The sequence below is a fragment of the Pseudomonas songnenensis genome, assembly GCF_003696315.1.
In the GTDB taxonomy this organism is placed as follows: Bacteria; Pseudomonadota; Gammaproteobacteria; order Pseudomonadales; family Pseudomonadaceae; genus Stutzerimonas; species Stutzerimonas songnenensis.
In genome coordinates this window covers 40,805-58,305 of the sequence record NZ_RFFN01000003.1, presented here as the reverse complement: position 1 = coordinate 58,305, position 17,501 = coordinate 40,805, and the positions used below count along the sequence as shown (strand labels likewise).

Annotated in this window: 17 protein-coding genes and 1 tRNA gene; 3 read left to right on the top strand and 15 right to left on the bottom strand. The window is 62.8% G+C overall.

The genetic code is table 11. The annotated features are described in order from the left end of the window. Positions 1-13: 13 nt before the first annotated feature. The 11 genes from EA798_RS08945 to rpsU all read right to left on the bottom strand — a co-directional run bounded on the left by EA798_RS08945 (position 14) and on the right by rpsU (position 10,572). Positions 14-271: an acyl carrier protein gene (locus tag EA798_RS08945; RefSeq protein WP_015278355.1), complete on the bottom strand. Its 258-nt coding sequence runs from the start codon at positions 269-271 to the stop codon at positions 14-16. Positions 272-283: 12 nt separating this feature from the next. Then, positions 284-547 carry a phosphopantetheine-binding protein gene (locus tag EA798_RS08940; RefSeq protein WP_048328508.1) on the bottom strand — a complete coding sequence of 88 codons (264 nt, stop codon included), beginning with the start codon at positions 545-547 and terminating at the stop codon, positions 284-286. Continuing rightward, positions 528-1,334: a lysophospholipid acyltransferase family protein gene (locus EA798_RS08935; protein ID WP_122098722.1), complete on the bottom strand. Its 807-nt coding sequence runs from the start codon at positions 1,332-1,334 to the stop codon at positions 528-530. Before EA798_RS08935 ends, EA798_RS08940 begins: the two co-directional genes overlap by 20 nt. Next, a complete protein-coding gene (locus EA798_RS08930) occupies positions 1,310-2,032 on the bottom strand; it encodes a beta-ketoacyl synthase chain length factor (protein ID WP_122098721.1) in 723 nt (240 codons plus the stop codon). The genes EA798_RS08935 and EA798_RS08930 overlap by 25 nt, the downstream gene beginning before the upstream one ends. Positions 2,033-2,219: 187 nt before the next feature. After that, a complete protein-coding gene (trxC, locus tag EA798_RS08925) occupies positions 2,220-2,657 on the bottom strand; it encodes a thioredoxin TrxC (RefSeq protein ID WP_122098720.1) in 438 nt (145 codons plus the stop codon). A 78-nt stretch (positions 2,658-2,735) separates the two neighbouring features. Continuing rightward, positions 2,736-4,013, bottom strand: coding sequence for a bifunctional O-acetylhomoserine aminocarboxypropyltransferase/cysteine synthase (locus tag EA798_RS08920; RefSeq protein WP_122098719.1), 1,278 nt, complete (start codon positions 4,011-4,013; stop codon positions 2,736-2,738). Between the two features lie 92 nt (positions 4,014-4,105). Then, a complete protein-coding gene (locus EA798_RS08915; RefSeq protein ID WP_338068767.1) occupies positions 4,106-5,935 on the bottom strand; it encodes an SLC13 family permease in 1,830 nt (609 codons plus the stop codon). Positions 5,936-6,127: 192 nt separating this feature from the next. Beyond that, a tRNA-Ile gene (locus EA798_RS08910) sits at positions 6,128-6,204 on the bottom strand. Positions 6,205-6,353: 149 nt separating this feature from the next. Beyond that, entirely contained in the window at positions 6,354-8,207 is a 1,854-nt protein-coding gene (gene rpoD, locus EA798_RS08905; protein WP_122098717.1) for an RNA polymerase sigma factor RpoD, read from the bottom strand. Positions 8,208-8,274: 67 nt separating this feature from the next. Further along, positions 8,275-10,218, bottom strand: coding sequence for a DNA primase (dnaG, locus tag EA798_RS08900; protein WP_122098716.1), 1,944 nt, complete (start codon positions 10,216-10,218; stop codon positions 8,275-8,277). Between the two features lie 138 nt (positions 10,219-10,356). Further along, complete coding sequence (gene rpsU, locus EA798_RS08895) at positions 10,357-10,572, bottom strand: 30S ribosomal protein S21 (protein ID WP_003296736.1); 216 nt, start codon at positions 10,570-10,572, stop codon at positions 10,357-10,359. A gap of 196 nt (positions 10,573-10,768) precedes the next feature. On the opposite strand from rpsU, the gene tsaD reads away from it, so the two are divergent. Continuing rightward, positions 10,769-11,794 carry a tRNA (adenosine(37)-N6)-threonylcarbamoyltransferase complex transferase subunit TsaD gene (tsaD, locus tag EA798_RS08890; RefSeq protein ID WP_106155963.1) on the top strand — a complete coding sequence of 342 codons (1,026 nt, stop codon included), beginning with the start codon at positions 10,769-10,771 and terminating at the stop codon, positions 11,792-11,794. Positions 11,795-11,808: 14 nt separating this feature from the next. Here the strand turns inward: tsaD and plsY are convergent, their stop codons facing one another. Next, entirely contained in the window at positions 11,809-12,378 is a 570-nt protein-coding gene (gene plsY, locus EA798_RS08885; protein ID WP_122098715.1) for a glycerol-3-phosphate 1-O-acyltransferase PlsY, read from the bottom strand. Between the two features lie 75 nt (positions 12,379-12,453). Between plsY and folB the strand changes: the two genes are divergently transcribed. Together folB and folK are read left to right on the top strand one after the other, a co-directional pair. Further along, positions 12,454-12,807, top strand: a complete 354-nt coding sequence (gene folB, locus EA798_RS08880) for a dihydroneopterin aldolase (RefSeq protein ID WP_106155961.1) — start codon at positions 12,454-12,456, stop codon at positions 12,805-12,807. Then, positions 12,798-13,340 carry a 2-amino-4-hydroxy-6-hydroxymethyldihydropteridine diphosphokinase gene (folK, locus tag EA798_RS08875; RefSeq protein WP_122098714.1) on the top strand — a complete coding sequence of 181 codons (543 nt, stop codon included), beginning with the start codon at positions 12,798-12,800 and terminating at the stop codon, positions 13,338-13,340. The genes folB and folK overlap by 10 nt, the downstream gene beginning before the upstream one ends. 9 nt (positions 13,341-13,349) lie before the next feature. Here folK and EA798_RS08870 read toward each other — a convergent pair whose 3' ends face one another. The 3 genes from EA798_RS08870 to EA798_RS08860 all read right to left on the bottom strand — a co-directional run bounded on the left by EA798_RS08870 (position 13,350) and on the right by EA798_RS08860 (position 17,444). Next, positions 13,350-14,516 (bottom strand): multifunctional CCA addition/repair protein, encoded by a 1,167-nt coding sequence (locus EA798_RS08870; RefSeq protein ID WP_122098713.1) that lies wholly within the window; start codon positions 14,514-14,516, stop codon positions 13,350-13,352. A 98-nt stretch (positions 14,517-14,614) separates the two neighbouring features. Then, a complete protein-coding gene (locus tag EA798_RS08865; protein WP_106155958.1) occupies positions 14,615-16,162 on the bottom strand; it encodes a SpoVR family protein in 1,548 nt (515 codons plus the stop codon). A gap of 10 nt (positions 16,163-16,172) precedes the next feature. Continuing rightward, positions 16,173-17,444 carry a YeaH/YhbH family protein gene (locus EA798_RS08860; RefSeq protein ID WP_122098712.1) on the bottom strand — a complete coding sequence of 424 codons (1,272 nt, stop codon included), beginning with the start codon at positions 17,442-17,444 and terminating at the stop codon, positions 16,173-16,175. Positions 17,445-17,501: the final 57 nt, after the last annotated feature.

Genomic DNA, 17,501 nt, shown 5'->3' with positions numbered 1-17,501 from the left:
GGCGCGATGCCGGTCAGGCGGTTTCCGCGCTGGTCAGGCGATAGACCGCCTCCACGACGTCACCGACGGTGCGCACGGCCTTGAACTCCTCGGCGGCGATCTTCTTGCCGGTCTGGCGCTTGATATGGTCGATCAGGTCGACGGCGTCGATGCTGTCGATCTCCAGGTCCTGATAGAGGTTGGCCTCGAGGGTGATGCGCTCGGGTTCGAGTTCGAACAGTTCCACCAGGGCGTCGCGCAGGGTCTGGAAAATCTCGTTACGGCTGTTCACGGCAGATACTCCTCAGGCGATGGCGCGGCTGGCGCTGACGAAAGCTGCCAGGCTGTCGACGCTGGCGAAATGCTTGCGGGTGTCCTTGGCGTCGGCGTCGATCTTGATACCGAAGCGCTTCTGAATCGCCAGGCCGAGTTCCAGGGCATCCACCGAGTCGAGGCCAAGGCCTTCGCCGAACAAGGGCTGGTCGGCAGCGATGTCGTCCGGGCCCAGGTCTTCCAGACCCAGGGCGTCGATGATCAGTTGCTTGATTTCAAGCGTCAGTTGGCTCATCGAGTGCGAGCTCCTTTATGAAGTGTCGGTGCAGATGGTCATTAAGGCGGCGCGAGGCGATCGGCGCGGCGCCCAGGGCGGCGAATGCCTGCGGGTCGATGTCGTCGCCCACACGCAGATGAAAGTGAAAGCGCCGCGAGGGGATGCGGTACCAGGGTTCGGCCTTGGTCAGGGTGGTCGGTGTCACGCTGATCACCACCGGCGTCACCAGCCGCGCGCCGCGCAGGGCGATGGCCGCCGCTCCGCGATGGAACTGCGGCGGTTGGCCGGGCGTGGTGCGGGTGCCCTCGGGAAAGATGATCAGCGTCTGGCCCTGCTGCAGGGATTCGGCGGCTTCGTCGAGCATCTCGGCGCTGCCGTTGTTGCTGATGTACTGCGCGGCGCGAATCGGGCCGCGGGTGAACGGGTTGTCCCACAGACTCTGCTTGACCACGCAGTTGGCGTCGCGGATCAGCGCGATCAGCACTACCACGTCGATCAGCGAAGGATGATTGGCGATGATCAGCTGGCCGGGACGCCCCAGCCGCTCGGCGCCTTCGACCTCATAGGTCAGCACGCCGCTGTGGTACATGAACTGCACGAACAGCCAGAACAGCTTGCTTACCGTCTGCCGCGCACGGCGACGATGGGTAGCGGCATCCCCCGGAAGCAGCGAAAGCAGCGGGAATATGATCAGCCGCAGGCACAGGCCGCCGATGCCGAACAGGGCAAACGACAGCCCGGTGGCGATCAGGCGCCACAGCCACGGCGCGTTGGGGCGCTTCAGCGTGTCCGCTGCCAGTTCCATTTGCGCGTCTTCCAGTGATGCGTGAATTGGGAATGGTCGTGGAGCAAGGCCCGGATCAGTTGCAGAGCATGGGGCTCGTGCGGCTGCGGCGCCAGATCCTCGGAAGCCTGCAGTTGCAGTTGCCAGCTATTGCCTTTGGTAAGTCGCAGCGCCAGCGCATAGGGTGTGTTTTCGTCGATCCAGGGACGATAGGCATCGGGGGGCGACTCTTCGGCGATCACCAGCAGGACGGCCGGCGCGCCTTCATTCAGCAGCATACCGGCTTCGAGCACCGCGTGCTCCAGCCCATCACCTTCCGCAGCAATAGCGGTCATCTCACTGGTGTCGCTCTGGAATATTGACCAGAGTCCGACGATGGCATTGTGCACGGAGAGGCTGAACTGGGTAGGTGACAGCGGCTGCTGTTCGGCGAGATCGCTGAGCAGGGCGAAATTGCGCGTGGTTTCCCCATGGCGCGATGCGTACACAAAAGGCATCGGAGGCTGGCCTTCGGCCAGTGGACGGGCGACAGCGAATACCATCCGTGCCAGTCTGCTCAAGCGACGACGCTGCATTGCCGGCAGGAAGGATACGTCCGGTTGCGCCTCTGGATCGTCTTGCCATTGGCTCGCACACGCCCAGCTCGACCAGTCGTCCTGGCAGGTACGGCCCGGAGCCCAGGCCTGCCATTGGTCGATGTCGAAGCGTATTGCGCTCATGCTCGCGCGGCTCTCGTGACGAGGCCGGCGTACAGACGTCCGTGTATTGCTTGCATTGGAAGTGCCGCTCGAAAAGTGCGGGCATTATCCAAGTGCCATGAACGCTACGCAAACATTGCGATACATATCCTGATGGGAGGTCGCAATAGTTGTGGAACTCGCCGCTTTGCAGAGTGTCCGGCAGCCGTTATCTAATCCCCTGCTGCGCCAGCCAGGCCATCAGCTGGGGCAGCGGCATGGCGCCGCTCTGTCGTGCCACTTCGCGACCGTCACGGAACAGGATCAGGCTGGGAATTGAGCGGATGCCGAGTTGCGCCGACAGCTGGGCATTGGCCTCGCTGTCGAGCTTGGCCAGGCGGCAGCGGCCGTGCAGCTGGTTCGCTGCCTGGGCGAAGGTCGGGGCGAAGCTGCGGCAGGGGCCGCACCAGCTCGCCCAGACATCCACCAGCAGCGGCAGGTCGCCCTTGATCTGGTTGGCGAACTGACTCTGTTGCAGATCGAACGGCGTGGCCGGCAGCGCCTCCGCCTTGCAGCGCCCGCAACGCGGCGCGTCGTGCAGGCGCTCGGTTGGAATGCGATTGAGGCTGGCGCAGTGCGCGCAGGGGATGATCAGCGATTCGGTCATGGCGAGGCTCCACGGCGGTTTGCCGTTAATGTGGAGCCTCGCCGCGGGATATCAAGCGCGGCGTGCGGTTGTGCGCTCTCAGCCTTTCGAGGCGCTAAGCGCCTGGGCCAGGTCGGCAAGGATATCGTCGATATGCTCGATGCCGATGGACAGCCGGATCAGGTCCTGCGACACCCCGGCCCGGGCCAGCTCCTCGGCATTCAGCTGGCGGTGCGTGGTGCTCGCCGGATGGCAGGCCAGGGACTTGGCGTCGCCGATGTTGACCAGGCGCACCACCAGCTTGAGCGCATCGATAAAGCGTGCACCAGCTTCGATTCCGCCTTCGATGCCGAAGCAGAGGATCGACGCCGGCGTGCCGCCCATATAGCGGCGCGCCAGCTCGTGCTCGGGATGATCCGGTAGGCCGGCATACTTCACCCATGCCACTTGCGGGTGGGCCTGGAGGAATTCGGCAACCTTGAGCGCGTTCTCGCAGTGGCGCTCCATGCGCAGTGCCAGCGTTTCCAGCCCCTGCAGGATCAGAAACGAGTTGAACGGTGAAATTGCCGCGCCCATGTTGCGCAGCGGCACCACGCGGCAGCGCCCGATGAAGGCGGCAGGGCCGAAGGCTTCGGTGTAGGTGACGCCGTGATAGGAGACATCGGGCGTGTTCAGCAGGGCGAAGCGCTCCTTGTGCTGTGCCCAAGGAAACTTGCCTGAGTCGACCACGATGCCGCCGATGCTGGTGCCGTGGCCACCCATGTACTTGGTCAGCGAATGCACGACGATGTCCGCGCCATGCTCGAACGGCCGGCAGAGCATCGGCGTGGCGACTGTGTTGTCGACGATCAGCGGCACGCCATGGCGGTGCGCGGCTTCGGCCAGGGCGGCGAGATCGATGACATTGCCCGCCGGGTTGCCGATGGATTCGCAGAACACGGCCTTGGTGCGACCGTCGATCAGCGCTTCCAGGGCAGCAATGTCATCGTGGGCGGCGAAACGCACCTCGATGCCCTGGCGCGGCAGGGTGTGGGCGAACAGGTTGTAGGTGCCGCCGTAGAGCTTGGCCACCGAGACGATGTTGTCGCCCACTTCGGCGATGGTCTGGATGGCGTAGGTGATCGCTGCCATGCCCGAAGCTACGGCCAGTGCCGCCACGCCGCCTTCAAGCGCTGCGACGCGCTGTTCGAGCACGTCGGTGGTGGGATTCATGATGCGCGTATAGATGTTGCCCGGCACCTTCAGGTCGAACAGGTCGGCGCCGTGCTGGGTGTCATCGAAGGCGTAGGAGGTGGTCTGGTAGATCGGCACCGCCACCGCCCTGGTGGTCGGATCCGGGCTGTAGCCGGCGTGGATGGCGAGGGTTTCCAGTTTCATGGCGCGCTCCTTTCTTCTTGTTGGTCGGGGCAAAGGCCGAGAGCATGAAACTGAACACCTGGCCGGTCAATGATCTAGCGCAAGCCTTGCCGTCAAATCGGCGTGAGCGGCCAGAACAGCGGGATCACCAGGGTTCCGACCAGCCAGAGCAGCAGGTTCAGCGGAATGCCGATCTTGAGGAAGTCGGCGAAGCGATAGCCCCCGGCGTTGTAGACGAAGGTGTTGGTCTGGTAGCCGATTGGCGTGGCGAAGCTGGCGCTGGCAGCGAACATCACCGCCACCACGAAGGCGCGTGGGTCGACGCCCAGGTGCTGCGCCAGGCCGATGGCGATGGGCGTGATCAGCACCGCCACGGCATTGTTCGACAGCATTTCGGTGAGCAGCGAGGTCAGCAGATAGATGAACGACAGCATGAACAACGGCCCGGCCCAGGGCGTCAGCGTCGTCACGTTCTGCACGATCAGCTGCACCAGCCCCACCTTGTCCATCGCGATGCTGATTGCCAGCATGCCAAAGATCAGGCTGAGAATCTTCCAGTCAACCGCCTTGTAGGCATCCTCGACATCCAGGCAGCGGGTCGCCAGCACGGACGCCGCACCAATGATCGCCAGGCCTTCGATCGGCATCACGCCGAAGGCTGCCAGTACCATGACCGCGAGGGTGGCGATGATCGCGATCGGCGCCTTGTCGCGGCGGAAGGCGCGCTCCTGCACGGCATTGAGGCTGATCAGCTCACCGTTGTCGGCGAAGCGCTTGATCTGCGCCGGCGTGCCTTCAACCAGCATCACGTCGCCGAACTGCAGCTGGAAGTCGTCGAAGTTGCCCTGAATGTTCTCGTCCTGGCGGTGCACGGCCAGCACGCTGATGCCATAGCGTGCGGACAGGTCGAGGTCGCGCATCGGGCGGTGGCTGTAGCGCGAACCGCGGCCGACGATGGCTTCGGCGAGAATCACATCTTCACTGCTGATGGTTTCGAAAGCGTCGCCACGGTTGAAGGTCAGGTGGCCGCTTTCGCGCAGCTCCACCACGTCCTTGACCTGGCCGTGAATCATCAGCAGATCGCCGGCGTTCAGCGTGAAGTCGTGCTCCGGGCGACTGAACAGCTGGCTGTCACGATTCACCTGCAGCACCTGCAGGCCGCTGCCGCCATTGAGGTTGGCCTCGGCGATGGTCTTGCCGATCACCGGCGAACTCAGCGGCACGCGCAGCTCTGTCATGAAATTGCGGTCCAGGCGTGGGCCGAGCAGCTTGGACAGGGTGTCGCGTTCCGGTAGCAGGTGCTTGCCAATGGTCAGCAGATAGGCCATGCCGGCGGCCGCCATGATCAGCCCTGCCGCGGTGATCTCGAACATGCCGAAAGGGGCGAGGCCCGCCTTGCGAGCCACCCCGTCGACGAGGATGTTCGTCGAGGTACCGATCATGGTCAGCGTGCCGCCGAGGATGGTCGCGTACGAAAGCGGAATCAAAAGCTTGGAGGGTGTAGTGCCGGCTCGCTTGGCCAGCGAGATCGCCACCGGAGTGAGGATTGCCACCACCGGCGTGTTGTTCAGGCAGGCGGAGATCACCAGTGCAGTGATGGTTAGGCCGAACAGGACGCGGGTAGGGCTGGTGCCGACCAGATTGCCGAGCCAGTTGCCCAGCGCGTCGATACAGCCGGTGCGCTCCAGCGCCGCGGAGATGATGAACATGCAGGCAATGGTGACCGGCGCCGAGTTGGACAGCACGCCGAGCACCTCGCCTGGCGTCAGCAGCTGGGTGGCCAGCAACACCGCCACCGCGATCGCGACGACGATATCCGGGCTCCAGCTCTCCCTGACGAACGCCACCAACACCCAGATCAGCAAGGCGCAGACGAACAACAGCGGCAGCGATTCTGGAAGCATGGACGTCCTTAAGGATGGCGAGTAGGCAAGTCGAAACAACGACCCCGCGGCGCACGATAGAGACGTCAGCTTAGAGAGTCCAGAAACCTTTCCTGATGTTTATATTCGATCTGGTTATTAGCTGCCGGGTGAGTGTTGTCGGGCAAGCTGGCGCAGGCAGAGGCTTCGCGGAAAACTTCAATTGCCGGAGAGGAACAAACGAAAAAGCCGCGCAGTGCGCGGCTTTGAAGGTGGTGGGCCCACACGGACTCGAACCGTGGACCAAAGGATTATGAGTCCTCTGCTCTAACCAACTGAGCTATAGGCCCCCAGAAGGCCGGCGGATTATACCGATGGGCTTTGTCATGCGCCAAGGTTTGTGGCCGCTGCATGCTGTTCTGGTGCTTTGCAGGCGAGGCTTGGAGATGTAGCGATGCTGCAGAAACGACAACCCCGGCCTGAGCCGGGGTTGTTGGTGTTACTCGTCGAGGAAGGAGCGCAGGTGCTCGCTTCTCGTCGGGTGGCGCAACTTGCGCAGCGCCTTGGCTTCTATCTGACGGATCCGCTCGCGGGTGACATCGAACTGCTTGCCGACTTCCTCGAGGGTATGGTCGGTGTTCATGTCGATGCCGAAGCGCATGCGCAGCACCTTGGCTTCACGGGCAGTGAGGCCGGAGAGCACTTCGCGGGTGGCTTCCTTGAGGCTTTCCACGGTGGCTACGTCGATCGGCGACTGCATGGCCGAATCTTCGATAAAATCGCCCAGATGCGAGTCTTCGTCGTCACCAATCGGCGTTTCCATGGAGATCGGTTCCTTGGCGATCTTCAGTACCTTGCGGATCTTGTCCTCGGGCATTTCCATGCGCTCGCCAAGCTCTTCAGGAGTGGGCTCGCGACCCATTTCCTGCAGCATCTGACGGGAGATGCGGTTGAGCTTGTTGATCGTCTCGATCATGTGCACCGGGATGCGGATGGTCCGCGCCTGGTCAGCAATGGAGCGCGTGATCGCCTGGCGAATCCACCAGGTGGCGTAGGTCGAGAACTTGTAGCCGCGGCGGTATTCGAACTTGTCCACCGCCTTCATCAGGCCGATGTTGCCTTCCTGGATCAGGTCGAGGAATTGCAGGCCGCGGTTGGTGTACTTCTTGGCGATGGAGATAACCAGGCGCAGGTTGGCCTCGACCATCTCTTTCTTCGCCCGGCGGGCCTTGGCCTCACCGATGGACATGCGACGGTTGATGTCCTTGATGTCCGCGATCGCCAGGCTGCATTCCTGCTCCAGCTCGATCAGCTTTTGCTGGCAGCGCTGGATGTCTTCCTTGCGATTGCCGATGGCCTCGGCGTACTTGCCCTTGCCTGAGGCCAGTTGCTCGGCCCAGTCCAGGTTGGTCTCGTTGCTCGGGAACTGGCGCAGGAAGTCGGCACGCGGCATGCGGGCATCACGCACGCACAGCTGCATGATGGCGCGTTCCTGCGCGCGGATCTGATTCAGCGCGTTGCGTACACGCTCGACCAGCGCATCGTACTGCTTGGGCACCAGCTTGATCGGCATGAACAGGATGGCGAGGGCTTCGAGTTCCTCGACGGCCTGCTGGCTGGCACGGCCATGCTTCTTCAGCGCTTTGTTGGCTTTTTCCAGTTGCTCTGCGACCGCGCCGAAACGCAGGCGTGCAACTTCTGGATCCGGCCCGCCGTCGCCTTCTTCTTCCTCGGTGTCGGACTCTTCCTCGTCCTCGTCGTCCTTGTCGTCGGCTGCCGGTTTCGCCGCGGTCTGCGGAGCTTCCGGTTCGACTTCCTGAGGTGCGGCAGCGCCGTCATCGTCGGGGTCGATATAGCCGCTGAGGATGTCGGACAGGCGGCCACCTTCGGTCGTCACTCGCTCGTAATCGGCGAGGATGCTGTCGACGGTGCCGGGGAAGTGAGCGATGGCGCTCATCACCTCGCGAATGCCTTCCTCGATGCGTTTGGCGATTTCGATCTCGCCTTCGCGGGTCAGCAGTTCGACGGTGCCCATTTCGCGCATGTACATGCGCACCGGGTCGGTAGTGCGGCCGATGTCGGTCTCGACCGCAGCGAGTGCGGCGGCGGCCTCTTCGGCAGCGGCTTCATCGGTATCGGCTTCGGCCAACAACAGGGCATCGGCATCCGGGGCAACCTCGAATACATTGATGCCCATGTCGTTGATCATGCGAATGATGTCTTCCACCTGTTCCGGATCGGAAATATCCTCCGGTAGGTGGTCGTTGACCTCGGCGTAAGTCAGGTAACCCTGCTCACGGCCACGCTGGATCAACTCTTTGAGGCGGGACTGCTGTTGCGCTTTTCCGGACATATAACCCTATCCACTGAAGGTTCTGGCGGGCTGAAAACAAGCTGAGCATTATAGCTGAGCTAAGACCTCACGCGCCAGTTGAGGTCGGTGTCGTGGGTATTGCATTGCGGCTCAGTAGGTTACGCAGTTGGTCTTTTTCCTCTGCGCTGAGTTCACCCTGGCGAGCCTTGCGCAGCAGGTTCTCGAGTCGGCGTTCCCGCTGTCGGGCGGCAAGGCTATTAATGGTGTCGAAAAACTGCTGTTCAAGGTTATCGGCAGAGATCAGCCATTCTTTCTCTGCAAGTGCACGTAAAAGTCGCCCTTGGTCGGTTCCATGCCAGCGGGCGATCAGTTGCAGGCTGCGTAGCTTCGGGTTCTTCTGCAGCGCGCCGAGCAGGGCAACCAGCAGCTGCGCGTAGGTGTCGTCCTCTGCTGCGAAATGGCTGACGTCTTCGACCTTCTGTGCCAGCTCGGGATGATGCAGCAGCGTGCGCAGTGTGGTCAGGGTCGGTGGTTCGACTGTGGCTGGTGTACGAGGTCCGCGAGGCTTGAAGTCTGGTCGCTGTCCGCTTTTTTTCCAGTCCTTCTTCCATTCCTTCTTGCCGCTGCGTTGCTGTTTCGGCGCTTCCGGAGGCTCGAAGTAGTCCGTTTCGGCATAGTGCGCGCCGGTTTCGTAGTATGCCGAGTCGTCGTATTCAGGCGTGCTGCTGCCGGGGTTCGGTGCGGGTGCAGCCGCCATGTGCTGCAGGGCTTCGCCATTGAGACCGGTGATCTCAGCCAGGCGCTGGCGCATCAGGGCGCGCAGGTTGGAGCCCGGAATCTTTTCGATGAGCGGCGCTGCGAGCGTAGCCAGGTGGGCCTTGCCTTCCAGGGAGCGTGGATCGGCTTCATCGCTCAGCTGCTGGAAGAAATAGTCGGCCAGCGGCTGCGAATGCTGCTGGATGCGTGCCCGGAAGGCGTCGGTGCCTTCGGCGCGAACGAGGGTGTCGGGGTCTTCGCCGTCGGGCAGGAACAGAAAGCGTGCGCGACGGCCGTCCTGCAGGTTCGGCAGGGTCGCTTCCAGGGCTCGCCAGGCGGCCTTGCGCCCGGCCGCGTCGCCGTCGAAACAGAACAGCACGCTGGGCACGATGCGGAACAGGCGTTTGAGGTGTTCCTCGCTGGTTGCGGTGCCGAGGGTGGCGACGGCGTTGCGCAGGCCTTGCTGAGCCAGGGCAATGACGTCCATATAGCCTTCCACCACCATGATTTCGTCGAGATCGCGGTTGGACTGGCGGGCTTCGTAGAGGCCGTAGAGTTCCTGGCCCTTGTGGAATACCGGAGTTTCCGGGGAGTTCAGGTATTTGGGCTTGTCGTCACCCAGGACGCGGCCGCCGAAGGCGATGACCCGGCCGCGGCTGTCGCGGATGGGAAACATCACGCGGTCGCGAAAGCGGTCGTAGCGTTTGCCGTTCTCGGCGTTTTCGATCAGCAGGCCGGCATCGATCAGGGCTTTCTGCTGCAGTGCATCGCCGCCAAGATGCTTCATCAGGTTGTCCCAGCCGGGCGGGGCGAAGCCCAGGCCGAAATCCCGGGCGATCACGCCGGACAGACCGCGGCCCTTGAGGTACTCCACGGCCGATTTGCGGGTCGGGTGGCTCTTTAGTGCCTGGCGATAGTAGTCGGCGGCTGCAGCGAGGAGTGGGTAGAGCGGCGAGTCGACCGGCTGGCGCGGCTTATGCTTGCGTCCGCTGTCTTCGTGGGGGACTTCCATGCCGGCGCGCTTGGCCAGTTCCTCGACCGCCTGGGGGAAATCCAGTTGGTCGTGGTCCATGACGAAGCCGAGTGCGTTGCCGCCGGCGCCGCAGCCGAAGCAGTAGTAGAACTGCTTGTCCGGGCTGACACTGAACGAGGGAGTCTTTTCCTTATGAAAAGGACAGAGCGCGCTGTAGTTCTTGCCGGCTTTTTTCAGCTGGATGCGCGAACCCACCACTTCGACGATGTCGGAGCGGTTGAGCAGATCATCGATGAAGGATTGCGGGATCAGGCCGGCCATAAGGGTGTCAGATTACGCTCGCATTGCATGAGCCGGAAATGAAAAAACTCCGGCCATTCGCCGGCTGGCGAAGCGGAGTATGCATGCAATGCAAAGCCCGGCCTGAGCCGGGCTTGATGCGACGTCAGCTGTACTGGATCAGTACAGGCGGACGCTGCGGCGCTGCTCGCGCTGCACTTTCTTGGCGTGACGCTTGACTGCAGCGGCAGCCTTGCGCTTGCGCTCGGAAGTCGGCTTCTCGTAGAACTCGCGCGAGCGGACTTCGGCCAGAACGCCTGCTTTCTCGCAGGAACGCTTGAAGCGACGCAGTGCTACGTCGAAGGGTTCATTCTCTTTAACTTTGACAGCGGGCATCCAGGACTTACCTTCACTTGATTACCGGTGGCAACGCGCTTCGGCAATGACTCGCAAGCACGCTGGTTTTAAGGGTTGCGGATGTTACCCGCTCCAATTGCGGAATGCAAAGCCCCTGATCGAAAAGCGCTGGTCGGTCGCAGGGCCCGACGATTAATATGCACGGCTTCATTCGCCCTCCGGAAAGGTTGAACCCATGCTGGTGCTGGGGTTGGAAACATCCTGCGACGAGACTGGTGTCGCGCTTTACGATAGCGAACAGGGCCTGCTGGCCGACGCGCTATTCAGCCAGATCGATCTGCATCGCGTCTACGGCGGCGTGGTGCCCGAGCTCGCGTCGCGCGACCATGTGAAGCGCATGCTGCCGCTGATCCGTCAGGTGCTGGAGGAGGCTGGTCGCGAGGCTGGCCAGATCAATGCGGTGGCGTATACGGCCGGCCCGGGGCTGGTCGGTGCGCTGCTGGTTGGGGCCTCCTGCGCCCAGGCGCTGGCGTTGGCCTGGGGCGTGCCGGCGGTTGGTGTGCACCATATGGAAGGTCATCTGCTGGCGCCGATGCTCGAAGCCCAGCCGCCGGCATTCCCGTTCGTCGCCTTGCTGGTGTCGGGTGGTCATACGCAGCTGGTCCGCGTGGATGGCATTGGCCAGTACGAGCTGCTCGGCGAGTCGGTGGACGATGCCGCCGGTGAGGCGTTCGACAAGACCGCCAAGCTGATGGGCCTGCGTTATCCCGGTGGTCCGGAAATCGCCCGTCTGGCCGAGCAGGGCACTCCGGGCCGCTTCGTCTTTCCGCGGCCGATGACCGATCGGCCCGGTCTGGATTTCAGCTTCAGCGGCCTGAAGACCTTTACCCTCAATACCTGGCAGCAGTGCCGCGCCGCGGGTGACGAGTCCGAGCAAACCCGCTGCGATATCGCGCTGGCTTTCCAGCAGGCAGTGGTCGAGACCCTGACCATCAAGTGTCGTCGGGCACTCAAACAGACCGGCCTGAAGTCACTGGTGATCGCCGGTGGGGTCAGCGCGAATCAGTCGCTGCGCGAATCGCTGGAGCGGATGCTCGGCGAGCTCAAGGGCCAGGTGTTCTATGCGCGGCCACGTTTCTGCACCGACAATGGCGCAATGATCGCCTACGCTGGCTGTCAGCGCCTTCTCGCCGGCCAGCATGATGGTCCGGCGATCACCGTGCAGCCGCGCTGGTCAATGGAGACACTGCCGGCGATCTGACGCGCGTGGGGCGGTCAGAAATGACGCTCGCGGCCGGCCAACAGGTCGCGCACGTTGCTACGGTGGCGCCAGACGATCAGCGTGGCCAGCAGGCTCATCGGCAGCAGCGCGCCCGGTTGCTGCCAGGCCAGCAATGGCAGGCACAGTGGCAGTGCGATGAGGGCAGCCAGCGAGCTGGTACGGGTCAGGCGGAACACCAGCAGCCAGGCGACGATGGCCAGCAAGGCGGCCGGTGGATAGAGTGCGAGCAGGGTGCCGGCGGCTGTTGCCACGCCCTTGCCGCCGCGGAAGCGGAAATACAGCGGATAGAGATGGCCGCAGACGGCGGCAAGACCGATCCAGGCCTGTTGCTGGACGGACATGTCCAGCGATGCGGCCAGCAGTACGGGCAGCAGGCCCTTGAGCAGATCGCCGAACAGCGTGCAGATCGCCAGTCGCTTGCCTGCCAGACGAAGCATATTGGTGGCGCCGGGATTGCCGGAGCCGCCGGCACGTGGGTCGGGCATTCCGGCCAGGCGGCTGAGCAGTATGGCGAATGACAGCGAGCCGATCAGGTACGCGAGCAAGGTCAGCAGCCAGAACATGGAATCCATCCGGGGCAGGGAGTCCCTGAGTCTAACGGCGCGTTTCGAGCTTGTCGTGCCGTAGGAGAATGTTGCGTGGACACAGTCTTCATCGAAGGCCTGGAAGTGGATACGGTAATCGGCGCCTATGACTGGGAACGGGGCATTCGCCAGTGCCTGCACCTGGATCTGACGCTGGGCTGGGACATCCGTCCTGCTGCCGAGCATGACGAACTGGAGAAGGCCCTGGACTACGCCCAGGTGGCGGTATCCATCGAGCGATTTGCCAGTGAGGCACGTTTCGAGCTGGTCGAGACCTTCGCCGAGCGCCTGGCGCAGTGCCTGATGAGCGAGTTCGGCATTGTCTGGCTGCGCCTGCGGGTCACCAAGCCCGGCGTCAATGCGCGCGCCCGAGCGCTGGGCGTGGAGATCGAACGCGGATGCCGCTGACCCCCGTCATGCTCGGTCTGGGCAGCAATGTGCAGCGCGTCGAGCGCCTGCATGCCGGGCTCGATGCGCTGGCCGAGCTGTTGCAGGATATGCGTTGCTCGCCAGTGTTCGAGAGCCTCGCGGTGGGCTACAAGGGCGATAACTTCTATAACCTGGTGGTGGCTGGTCATACCGATCTGCCGCTGACCGAGCTGGATCGCCGGCTCAAGTTCATCGAGGCGGACAACGGCCGCTACGCGCCGGATCGCAAGGGCCTGCCGCTGGATATCGACGTGCTGCTGTATGACGAATTGGTCGGTAATTTCCACGGTTTGTTGCTGCCGCGCGCGGAGATTCTGAAGAACGCGTTCGTGCTCTGGCCGTTGACACTGCTGGCGCCAGCGCTGAAGCATCCCGCTGTAGGCGAATGCTTCGCCGACCTGTGGGCGCACTCTTCGATTGACCAGCAGCTCTGGCCGGTATCGTTCCAATGGCGGGGCATGGAACTCACGCCGGCGGAGCTGATCGGCCAGCATCCGCCGCGTAGCGCCTGAGTCCGCTTGTCACGAACTGCGCTGGCAATAAACTTTCACCGCCTCAAGCCGAGCGGCACTCAGCGCCTTGCCCAGGTCGGCACCTTTTAGCCCTTGATCCAGCAGAGGTTTGACCGCTACGGCCCTCGCTGTACTGGCCGCACCGCGCAGAAAGTCCGCTGGCGGGAACGGCTGGTCCGGCGTTACTGCCCTGGCGTACATCTCGCAGGCAGCAATGAACTGTTCGAAGCGCTCGGGGCGGCGGTAGATGTCGAAGTGCTGCAGCATGTCGAGCAGGGTATCGGCCTGCAGGTTCTTGGCGTCGAGGGCGTCATCGTGATACCTGCCGAGCAGCATCGCCAGCTCCTGGCAGTCTCTCGGCGCCTTGCAGCGCTGGTTGAGTGCATCGATGGCGGCCAGGCGTTTCTGCCGAGTCTTGTCCTGCGCGGCGCAGCCAAGCAGCAGGCACGCCCAGCGTACCGGTAACGGCTGGTAATGGGCTGCGCATTGGTGCAGGGCGCCGAGCAGCTGCTCAGCATCGGTGCCCGCGGTCACGAAGACTGGTGCCAGCTCAGGGAATAGCTCGGGCAGCGCGTCGCAATCCTGCAGCACCTGGATGAACACGTCTGGGCGCGGCTCCATCAGTGCACGCGAAATCTCCTTCCAGCTGCGCTCGGCTGTCAGCGCTGATAGTTCGCCCGAGCGGGCCAGCTGCCGCATCAGCTCAAGGGTTTCGTCGGCGATACGAAAGCCCAGCTCCGCGTAGCGTGCAGCGAAGCGCGCCACGCGCAACACGCGCAGCGGGTCTTCGGCGAAGGCCGGGGAGACGTGGCGTAGCAGGCGCGCCTGTAGATCGCTCTGGCCGCCATAGGGATCGATCAGCTGGCCATTATCGTCTTCGGCGATGGCATTGATGGTGAGATCGCGCCGCTGCAGATCTTCCTCGAGGGTGACGTCCGGGCTGGCATGGAAGGTGAAGCCACCATAGCCACGACCGCTTTTGCGCTCGGTGCGCGCCAGGGCGTATTCCTCGCCAGTTTGCGGGTGCAGGAATACCGGGAAGTCGGCGCCGACCGGGCGGAAGCCGTGGGCCTGCATTTCTTCCGGCGTGGCGCCAACCACCAACCAGTCCACTTCGCTTACCGTGCGCCCCAACAAGCGGTCGCGTACCGCGCCGCCGACTTTATAGATCTGCATGTCCACACCTCCGTTGGCGCGGAGGATAAAGGATAACGGCGCTGAGGCTACAGCGCGGCGGGTGAGGAAAGGCCGCGGAGGTTGGCCGCGGCCCACTGTCAGGCGAAGTTCATGCCCGGAAAGCGGCTGTCGGCTTCCGGCTCGCTGCTCGGGCGCGGCGGCATGTGATGGGTGTTGACCAGCTTGTCGTCCTGCATCGACTGCAGATGCACATCGAAGCCCCACAGCCGATGCAGGTGCTTGAGCACTTCTTCGGTGGACCCGCCCAATGGCTTGCGGTCGTGCTGGGTGTGGCGCAGGGTCAGTGAGCGATCGCCGCGGCGGTCGACGTTCCACACCTGCACGTTGGGCTCGCGGTTGCCAAGGTTGTACTGCGCAGCAAGCAGCTCGCGGATGGTGTGGTAGCCAGTTTCATCATGAATCGCCGGCACCAAGAGTTCATCCTTGCGATCGTCGTCGAGAATGCTGAACAGCTTCAGGTCGCGGATTACCTTGGGCGAGAGGAACTGCAGGATGAAGCTTTCGTCCTTGAAGTTGTTCATGGCGAATTTCACCGTGGTCAGCCAGTCGCTGCCGGCGATATCCGGGAACCAGCGCTTGTCCTCCTCGGTCGGGTTCTCGCAGATCCGGCGGATGTCCTGATACATGGCGAAGCCCAGGGTGTAGGGATTGATGCCGCTGTAGTAGGGACTGTCGAAGCCGGGTTGGTAGATGACGCTGGTGTGCGACTGCAGGAACTCCATCATGAAGCCGTCGGTGACCAGGCCTTCGTCGTACAGATCGTTGAGCAGGGTGTAGTGCCAGAAGGTGGCCCAGCCCTCGTTCATCACCTGGGTCTGGCGCTGTGGGTAGAAGTACTGCGCGATCTTGCGCACGATGCGCACCACCTCGCGCTGCCACGGTTCCAACAAAGGGGCGTGCTTCTCGATGAAATAGAGAATGTTCTCCTGCGGTTCGGCCGGGAAACGCTGGCTGTCGGCCTGCCCGTCACCCTTGTCCGCACCTTTGGGAATGGTGCGCCAGAGGTCATTGATCTGCCGTTGCAGATGCTCCTCGCGGTCCTTCTGCCGGCGTCGCTCTTCTTCGGCAGAGATGGGGTAGGGACGCTTGTAGCGGTCGACGCCGTAGTTCATCAGCGCGTGGCAGGAGTCGAGCAGGTCTTCCACCGCATCGATACCGTGGCGTTCCTCACACTGCATGATGTACTGCTTGGCGAACACCAGGTAGTCGATGATCGAGCTGGCGTCGGTCCAGGTGCGGAACAGGTAGTTGCCCTTGAAGAAGCTGTTGTGGCCGTAACTGGCGTGGGCAATCACCAGTGCCTGCATGCACATGGTGTTTTCTTCCATCAGATAGGCGATGCAGGGGTCGGAATTGATCACGATCTCGTAGGCCAGGCCCATCTGGCCCCGCTTGTAGTGCTTTTCGGTATGCAGGAACTGCTTGCCGTAGGACCAGTGGTGATAGCCCAGTGGCATGCCCACCGAGGCATAGGCGTCCATCATCTGCTCGGCGGTAATGACCTCGATCTGGTTCGGATAGGTATCCAGCGCGTAGCGTTCGGCAATGCGGCCGATCTCGCGGTCATACTGCCGAATCAGGTCGAAGGTCCATTCCGAGCCGGTGGAAATGGGCTGTCGTTTCATGCTGCACACCTCAGCTGGTCATGCGCCGCTGGAAGAGTTCGCGGAACACCGGGTAGATGTCCGCGGCGCTCACCAGTTGCTGTTGGGCGAACGCATCGGAAAAGGCTTCGGCGACCTGGTTGTACTCGTACCAGAGTGCCTGGTGCTCGCGCGGGGTGATTTCGACATAGGTGAAGTACTGCACGAAAGGCATGATCTGGTTGATCAGGATGTCACGGCACAGCGGTGAATCGTCGTTCCAGTTGTCGCCGTCGGAGGCCTGCGCCGCGTAGATGTTCCACTCGTTGGCCGGATAACGCTCGGCCATGATCTCCTGCATCATCTTCAGCGCGCTGGAAACGATGGTGCCGCCGGTTTCCCGCGAGTAGAAGAACTCCTCTTCATCGACTTCCTTGGCGCTGGTGTGGTGGCGGATGAACACCACGTCGATCTTGTCGTAGTTCCGCTTGAGGAACAGATACAACAGGATGAAGAAGCGCTTGGCGATGTCCTTGGTCGCCTGGGTCATGGAGCCGGAAACGTCCATCAGGCAGAACATCACTGCCTTGGAGCTGGGGTTGGGATGCTTGACCAGCAGGTTGTACTTGAGGTCGAAGGTGTCCAGGAAGGGCACGCGCTTGATCCGCGCGGTGAGCCGCTCGATCTCCTCTTCCGTGGCCTTGATGTCGCCGAAGTTGTTCGGCTCCTCCAGACGCAAGCGCTCCAGCTCCGCCTTCAATGCCCTCAGCTGCGCGCGGCTGCTGCCCGAAAGCGCAATGCGGCGGGCATGGGCCGAGCGCAGCGTGCGCACGATGTTGATGCGCGACGGGTTGCCTTCATTGCTGATACCGGCGCGCACCGTCTTGAAGGTGTCGGTGCCGGTCAGGTGACGCTTGACCAGGTTGGGCAGCTCCAGGTCCTCGAACATGAAGTCGAGGAATTCCTCCTGAGTGATCTGGAAGACGAAGTCGTCCATGCCATCTCCGCTGTTGCTGGCCTGGCCGGCGCCTTGCCCACCGCCGCCACCCTGCGGCCGCGGAATGCGCTCGCCGGCGACGAACTCCTTGTTGCCGGGGTGAACGATGGTCTGCCGGCCGCCGCGGCCGTGGTGAAGCACCGGCTCGTCGATATCACGACCGGGAATGCTGATCTGCTCGCCATGTTCCATGTCGGTGATGGAACGCCGGCCGACGGCTTCCTCCACCGCTTTCTTGATATGCCCGCGATACCGCTGCAGGAAACGCTGGCGGTTCACCGTGCTCTTGTTCTTGCCATTCAGGCGACGATCGATCACGTAGCTCATAGGCCCTCCGGGCTAGGCTGAAACCGTGGGCCTGAAGCTGGAGCGTGCCGCGGTGCA

Bases quoted from the DNA above. Each gene is read 5' to 3' on its own strand.
- EA798_RS08860 (WP_122098712.1), bottom strand. From the start codon at position 17,444: ATGAGCTACGTGATCGATCGTCGCCTGAATGGCAAGAACAAGAGCACG.
- dnaG (WP_122098716.1), bottom strand. From the start codon at position 10,218: ATGGCCGGCCTGATCCCGCAATCCTTCATCGATGATCTGCTCAACCGC.
- EA798_RS08935 (WP_122098722.1), bottom strand. From the start codon at position 1,334: ATGGAACTGGCAGCGGACACGCTGAAGCGCCCCAACGCGCCGTGGCTG.
- EA798_RS08920 (WP_122098719.1), bottom strand. From the start codon at position 4,013: ATGAAACTGGAAACCCTCGCCATCCACGCCGGCTACAGCCCGGATCCG.
- tsaD (WP_106155963.1), top strand. From the start codon at position 10,769: ATGCTGGTGCTGGGGTTGGAAACATCCTGCGACGAGACTGGTGTCGCG.
- rpsU (WP_003296736.1), bottom strand. From the start codon at position 10,572: ATGCCCGCTGTCAAAGTTAAAGAGAATGAACCCTTCGACGTAGCACTG.
- EA798_RS08870 (WP_122098713.1), bottom strand. From the start codon at position 14,516: ATGCAGATCTATAAAGTCGGCGGCGCGGTACGCGACCGCTTGTTGGGG.
- folK (WP_122098714.1), top strand. From the start codon at position 12,798: ATGCCGCTGACCCCCGTCATGCTCGGTCTGGGCAGCAATGTGCAGCGC.
- EA798_RS08865 (WP_106155958.1), bottom strand. From the start codon at position 16,162: ATGAAACGACAGCCCATTTCCACCGGCTCGGAATGGACCTTCGACCTG.
- plsY (WP_122098715.1), bottom strand. From the start codon at position 12,378: ATGTTCTGGCTGCTGACCTTGCTCGCGTACCTGATCGGCTCGCTGTCA.
- trxC (WP_122098720.1), bottom strand. From the start codon at position 2,657: ATGACCGAATCGCTGATCATCCCCTGCGCGCACTGCGCCAGCCTCAAT.
- EA798_RS08940 (WP_048328508.1), bottom strand. From the start codon at position 547: ATGAGCCAACTGACGCTTGAAATCAAGCAACTGATCATCGACGCCCTG.
- rpoD (WP_122098717.1), bottom strand. From the start codon at position 8,207: ATGTCCGGAAAAGCGCAACAGCAGTCCCGCCTCAAAGAGTTGATCCAG.
- EA798_RS08930 (WP_122098721.1), bottom strand. From the start codon at position 2,032: ATGAGCGCAATACGCTTCGACATCGACCAATGGCAGGCCTGGGCTCCG.